We start from the raw sequence: 6,290 nt of genomic DNA, 5'->3' as shown, positions 1-6,290 counted from the left end.
CGCTTTCGGCATCCAACTCCACGCACGAGCGAGACCAGCTTGCGCGCTTCGGCTTCACAAAAGTTTCGCACTGAACCGGTGCGAGGCTGCGTCACGCAGTCGAGAAGCGCTCTATCGGTATGCAACACCTGGAACCGGCACGAAGCGTCGATCACGCATTCGTGACGCTCCAGATGTGTAGCAGCTATGGCGATGTGGAGAAGCACATGTACTTCGATCAGCTAAGCAACGACGAATGGGCACTGCTGCAGCCCATGATTTCGGACCCGTGTGCCGGGCGGCCGCCCCGTCGCGGACGGCCGCGCGCGGAACCGCGCGTCGTGGCCAATGCAGTCCTGTGGGTGATGACCACCGGTGAGTCGTGGTCGCGCCTTCCCTGCGGCTATCCGTCCGGCCCGACATGCCGATGCCGGTTCGAAGAGTGGCGTTTGAACGGCACACTTCTCGCGATGGTGACCTTGCTGTCGAAGCATGGACGGACGTTCACCTATGTACCCACCCCGTCGTCCAACGAGATTGCGCGCGCGTTACCGCATCCGCCACGCTTGCTTCGCGAGGACGGCGGACCACAAGTGTTATGGAAGAGCGCGGACGCCTGGCAAAATTCGTCCGGCGTAGTGGACAGGGCGTGCGCGGCGACACCGTTCTCCGAGATCACACGCCAGCTATCAGGACGCCAAAGTTTTCCGGCGAACGAATCCAAAGCAGCTGCGCAGCCGGTGCGCCAGAAGCCGCGACCGCCACGCACGGAATACTCGCAATGGATGGGCCTGCATTCACACGGCGCACAGGTCAGCGACCCGCGAGGCTATGTCATGTATGCCGCGGTGGACCGGCTCGAGGAAGCCTCGTTTCGCGGCTGGGTAGAAATCGTGAAGAACGGGCGGCGGGTCGCGCGCTCGGGTCTGGTCGGCCCGCGCTTCGAGAACGCCGACGCCGCGCGGCAATACGCCATCGATTGGGCGCGCAAATGGATCGATCGGCATTGCCCCACCCCGGCCATCATCGAGGTCGCAAACCCCGTGCGGGCGTTGAGCGCAACATCGCTTCCTCAACCGGTCGCGCGAGACGAGGCCGTGCTCGAACAGGACGAGTTCTATCACGAGAGCGTGCGATGGTAACGTGAACTCCCGTTTGCAAAACTGACGGCGCCGCCATGTCGATGTCAGAGTATCGTCATTGACGACCCCCTACAATCTGCCAGTTTGAAGAATAGTTGATGCGAGCCATGCCGCGCCGCGACGGTGCGGCTCATTTCGTTCGCCGGGTTTCGATAGCGGTAGGAGTTGTCCTGTGGATCATCTGGATTCGATGCGAATCTTCGTCAAGGTGGCAGATCTTGGCGGCTTCGCCCGCGCGGCCAGCGCGTTGAGGATCTCCAATGCAGTAGCAACACGCCACGTCGCCGATCTGGAAGACCGTCTGGGGACGCGGCTGCTCAATCGCACCACCCGAAGCCTGTCTCCGACCGAGTCCGGTCACGCCTATCTCGTCCGTGTGCGGCAGATTCTCGAGGAACTCGACGATATCGAGCAGATGGTCTCATCGCGCAACCTCGAACCGGCCGGGACTCTGCGTATCGTGGCGCCGATGGTATTCGGCCTGCATAAGCTTGCGCCCGTACTACAAGGCTATACGGCGCGCTACCCGAGGGTCACGCCGGATATCACGCTGGTGGATCGACCCGTCGATCTGGTTGAACGCGGTTTCGATGTGGGCATCGTGGTCGCGCACCAGACGGGTAACGCAGGCTTCGTTGTGCGGCCGCTGACGACCGCCTTCATGACCGTCTGCGCGCCCCCCGAGTATCTTCAAAGGCACGGCACGCCGACGCATCCCGAGCATCTGCTCGAGTATCCGTGCCTCTCCCTCTCTACCGATTATTGGGGCGAAGAGTGGGCGTTTACGGGCAGGGCCGGCGAGGTGAGAGTGAGCCCGGCTAACGCGATTGTCACGAACAACACCGAGATGTTGCGCCAGTTCGCGCTGGTCGGGATGGGTATCGCGGTACTGCCCAGTTATCTGATTGAGCAGGACATCATGCGTGGCAGGCTTGTACCGCTACTCACCGATTACCATCTGCCACAGATAGAGGTCAACGTCGCCTACCCAAGCCGCCGCTATTTCTCGGCCAAGACTCGCACGTTCATCCATCATCTGATCGGGTATTTCAATCCGATGCTCCACAGTATGCTCGGCGGCCCAGAACTTCTCGCCGCGCCCGAGTTCGGTTCGTCCATCCTGCAGCCGTCGCGGACGTAACGCGCGCTACACCCCCTCCCGTTAGTGCGGCGTGCAGCCCAGGCACACGCACACACGGCGCCTTAAGAATCCCCGTTGTCGTCGTTGTATTTGCGCATCATTTTTCGTCTCACTGCGGCAACCTGCAACGGTCGAGCAAGTCGTCCGCAGACCCTCCGCAGATTATTTGCGAAACGCTGGATCGCTTAACCATCAAGGCTTAGCGGCGCGCGCAGCACGTATCGTTTCCGGCCGTCAAAATCAGAATTGCGCAAATTCGCGGATTCGCTCCACAAGCCCCTCTCTACACTTCACATGCCCCCAAACGAGCGCGCGCGTTGCACGAGTTGCACGTCGATGGACTTGCTTTGCCTGCGAGTGCGCAAAGCCGTTGCTGGAAAGCGGGCTCTACCTATAAACAATTCAGTATTCTGTACCCGGAGCTAAGAAATGAAAAAGGCCGTAATGTTAGCTGCCCTGACGGGCGCTTTTGCGACTGCCGCACATGCTCAGACCAGCGTTACGCTGTATGGCCTGATTGACGCGGGTATCACCTACACGAACAACCAGGGCGGACACAGCAACGTGCAGGAAACCGACGGCGCGATTAATACGAGCCGTTGGGGTCTGCGTGGGTCAGAAGACCTGGGTGGCGGTCTGAAGGCTATCTTCACGTTGGAAAACGGTTTCAACGTCTCTACCGGCGCGCTCCGCCAGGACGGCCGTCTGTTTGGCCGCCAGGCGTTCGTCGGCCTGTCCGATAACCAGTACGGCTCGGTCACCCTCGGCCGCCAGTACGACAGCGTGGTCGATTACCTCGGCCCGTTGGCACTGACCGGCACGCAATACGGCGGCACATTCTTCGCGCACCCGTTCGACAACGATAACCTCGACAACGATTTCCGTATCGACAACTCGATCAAGTATCAGAGTGCCAATTACAGCGGCTTCAAGTTCGAGGGTTTGTATGGATTCTCGAACGAAGCGGGTGAGTTTTCGAATAACCGCGCTTACAGCTTCGGCGCTTCGTATAACTACCTCGGACTGACGGTCGCGGCCGGTTACCTGCAGATCAACAACGACGTCACCTCGGCTGTCATTACGAACACCAATGGCGTGCTCGATGGCGACAACACGTTTTTCGCAGGCCGCCAGCGCACCTGGGGTGCCGGCGTCAAATACGTATTCGGCCCGGCTTCGGCAGGCTTCGTATTTACACAGACCATGCTTAACCAGGCGTTCGGCATTTCCGCAAGTCAGTCTGGCGTAACCGGCGGCCTGGCGTTGAACGGCGGCAGCGCCCGCTTCAACAACTATGAAGTCAACGGCGTGTACTACATTACGCCGGCCATCACCCTCGCAGGCAACTACACGTACACCGATGGCAGCCTGAACGGCGCGGATCCGAAGTGGAATCAGGTCGATATTCAGGCCGCGTATCTGCTGTCCAAGCGCACTGAACTGTACGTGCAAGGCGAATACCAGCACGTGATCGAAGCGGGCCTGAACATTGGTGCGATGATCAACGGTCTGTCGGAAGCATCCGGCAATAACAACCAGGTCGCGGTGACCGCAGGCATCCGTCACACGTTCTAAGCGGTATCGGCACTGCTGCATTATCGAAGCAGCAGCTGGACACTAACCAAGCGATGTCGAGAAAATGCCGTCCGGCCACAAGCTGGACGGCTTTTTTTTAGGCGCGGTTAGCTTCGCAATCGGCCCATAGCCGTAGCGGATCGCGGTGCAGCGGATATTTGCTATCAAGCCATGCAGACAGTTTGGCCCAATCCGGATGATTGGTGCCGGTCTGCGCCGACCAGATCGAAGAGCGCTCGAGAATCTGCCCATTCTCACGATCGCGGACAAGCAGACTTCCCAAGCCGCTCGAGCTGTTCGTCTGCGACTCCACCAGATAGCGCGGCAGAATCCTGAGTTCGGCATCCTCGGCCCATCCGTAGACGGCGCGGACCACGCCGGCCGGATCGCGTAACTCGATCGGTCCGCTTGCGGGACGCACAGCCGACCACCCTTCCGGAAAATCGGTCACCACCTCGTTCCTGCCCTCCCTCAGCCACTTCAACCGCCATGCCCGCTCCATGGCGGTGCGCACGGCAGACACCGACGCATAGCCAGCAGGCAACTCGATCGCCAGCGGCAGCGTAACCAGATTGTCTTTCCACAGTTTGGCTTCTTCGTCGACGCGCTCGACCTTGTCGAACGCGCCCTCTTCGAATGGGTTGGTGGGCCGGCTCGCCGATCTGACGCTTGCCTGGGGCAGTCCCTCGAACAGGCGCTCGGCATCCTGCCGGGTACGCTTAGGTTTTCCATTTTTCATTTGTATCTCCGCTGAAAGACGCTCTCGCGAACGTCCAACTACGTCATAGGTATTCCGGGTTAGCTCTTTCAGCGCGTGTACAGCGCAAGACGAGGAGTGTGCAGGCGGGTCGAAGAAATGCAATTGAATCTAACTTTTATATCCGGACGCGCAATCGGTCCTCACGTATCGTTGCCTGGTAGACAGTAATGGGGGCAGCTGCAAGGAGACTTGCCGGACCGCCACATCCTGATACATTACTACAACATTGCGATGCATCTGTATACCAAAGTCCCAAACCACGCTCCGGACGCCCTGTCCGGCGTCCTCGGGAAGTATTGAATGCCATTCTGCGAATTCATACGCGCGGAGAAAAATGGCATCATCTGCCCACGGACTTTCCGCCGCCGCAGACCTGTTATAGCAAATGGCTGCAGTGGCGGCGCGCCCCCATTCGCGGGGCCTGCATTCATATTTTGGAGGTAGAGAGCAATGGCACATGGCCTCACTTCGGCACACGCCTCGACAGGTGTGGAGATCGAACCCGACGAACTCGACACCGCGGCGATCCGCGAAGCGCGCATCGACCTCGCGGCCTGTTTCCGGATGGCGGCAAAACTCGGCATGCACGAAGGCGTGTGCAACCACCTGTCTGCCGTACTTCCCGGCCGCGACGACCTGTTCTTCGTCAATCCATACGGCTACGCTTTCGACGAAATCACCGCGTCGAAACTGCTGGTCTGCGATATGCATGGCAATGTCGTGCAAGGCGATGGCGTACCCGAGATCACCGCTTTCTACATTCACGCGCGCGTGCATCTGCGGCAGCCGCGCATCAAGGTCGCCTTTCATACGCACATGCCGAATGCGACCGCGCTGGCGATGCTCGAAGGACCGCCGCTGCTGTGGGCAGGACAAACCGCGCTGAAGTTCTACGGACGCACTGCCGTAGACGAAAATTTCAATGGATTGGCGCTGAACAGTTCGGAAGGCGATCGCATTGCCGATGCAATCGGCGACGCAGACATCGCATTCCTGAAGAACCACGGCGTGATGGTGGTGGGCGCGACGATCGCTGAAGCGTGGGACGACCTCTACTATCTCGAACGCGCATGCGAAGTGCAACGGCTCGCACTCTCGACGGGCCGGCCGCTGAAAATCGTCGACCCCGGAGTCGCCGCAAAAACCTACCGGCAGATGCGTGGTGGCGAACAGGACAGCGCCCGGCAGCACCTCGCGAGCGTTCGCCGGTTACTCGATCGGGATGCACCCGACTATGCGCACTGATCGCCGTGCAACAGGTACGCGGCAGCGGCGCGTACTTTGGTGGGTCCCTGTCCGAGAATTCCGGACAAGATACGTTTCCACGAAGCGCTCTTCACGACTTCAAAGCCAGGCGCCACGCCATCGTGCCGAGCGCACCCACCGCAAGCAGCAATGCTGCCCACAGCACGTAGCGGCGCACCGCATCGTTGTCCTTAGTGGTAGCTGCTGCCTGCACGTCCTGCGCCGACACCGGCAACGCTGCACCGACACGCGCGGCCACGACATCGGGCGATGCGCCAATCAACAGTTCATCGCGGCTCGCAGCCGCCGACGTCAGTGTGACATTACCCACGCCGAGCGTAAACGGCGCCGCACCGCGTGCCACGAACGTGATGTCGTCCGGGTGCCAACCCACCGTTGCGGCCGGCACCCCGCTACCTAGGCCGCCATTTCGCATGTCGACGACGAT

At 60.3% G+C, this 6,290-nt stretch carries 5 protein-coding genes and 2 pseudogenes; 5 read left to right on the top strand and 2 right to left on the bottom strand.

The annotated features are described in order from the left end of the window. Positions 1–119 precede the first annotated feature (119 nt). The 3 genes and pseudogenes from M0954_RS29055 to M0954_RS29045 all read left to right on the top strand — a co-directional run bounded on the left by M0954_RS29055 (position 120) and on the right by M0954_RS29045 (position 3,837). Complete coding sequence (locus M0954_RS29055; protein WP_297356932.1) at positions 120–1,121, top strand: transposase; 1,002 nt, start codon at positions 120–122, stop codon at positions 1,119–1,121. A gap of 172 nt (positions 1,122–1,293) precedes the next feature. After that, a pseudogene (locus tag M0954_RS29050) lies at positions 1,294–2,199 on the top strand (LysR family transcriptional regulator); the annotation flags it as partial. Positions 2,200–2,691: 492 nt separating this feature from the next. Further along, positions 2,692–3,837 (top strand): porin, encoded by a 1,146-nt coding sequence (locus M0954_RS29045; RefSeq protein WP_123387836.1) that lies wholly within the window; start codon positions 2,692–2,694, stop codon positions 3,835–3,837. 97 nt (positions 3,838–3,934) lie between these two features. On the opposite strand, the gene M0954_RS29040 is transcribed toward M0954_RS29045, so the two are convergent. Then, on the bottom strand, positions 3,935–4,576 hold the full coding sequence (locus tag M0954_RS29040; protein WP_122151592.1) for a hypothetical protein: 642 nt from the start codon (positions 4,574–4,576) through the stop codon (positions 3,935–3,937). 188 nt (positions 4,577–4,764) lie between these two features. Between M0954_RS29040 and M0954_RS29035 the strand changes: the two are divergent. Both M0954_RS29035 and M0954_RS29030 read left to right on the top strand, forming a co-directional pair. Then, positions 4,765–4,992: pseudogene (locus M0954_RS29035) on the top strand (transposase); the annotation flags it as partial. Between the two features lie 55 nt (positions 4,993–5,047). Beyond that, positions 5,048–5,842 (top strand): aldolase, encoded by a 795-nt coding sequence (locus tag M0954_RS29030; protein ID WP_297356930.1) that lies wholly within the window; start codon positions 5,048–5,050, stop codon positions 5,840–5,842. A 91-nt stretch (positions 5,843–5,933) separates the two neighbouring features. Here M0954_RS29030 and M0954_RS29025 read toward each other — a convergent pair. Continuing rightward, on the bottom strand, positions 5,934–6,290 hold a 357-nt coding region (locus M0954_RS29025; protein ID WP_297356928.1), incomplete at its 5' end, for a DUF3999 family protein.

This window comes from Paraburkholderia sp. (assembly GCF_026225065.1).
GTDB lineage: Bacteria > Pseudomonadota > Gammaproteobacteria > Burkholderiales > Burkholderiaceae > Paraburkholderia.
This window is presented reverse-complemented; position numbering and strand designations above follow the sequence as displayed.

Coding starts and splice junctions, on each gene's coding strand:
- M0954_RS29055 (WP_297356932.1), top strand. CDS start 120: ATGCAACACCTGGAACCGGCACGAAGCGTCGATCACGCATTCGTGACG.
- M0954_RS29045 (WP_123387836.1), top strand. CDS start 2,692: ATGAAAAAGGCCGTAATGTTAGCTGCCCTGACGGGCGCTTTTGCGACT.
- M0954_RS29040 (WP_122151592.1), bottom strand. CDS start 4,576: ATGAAAAATGGAAAACCTAAGCGTACCCGGCAGGATGCCGAGCGCCTG.
- M0954_RS29030 (WP_297356930.1), top strand. CDS start 5,048: ATGGCACATGGCCTCACTTCGGCACACGCCTCGACAGGTGTGGAGATC.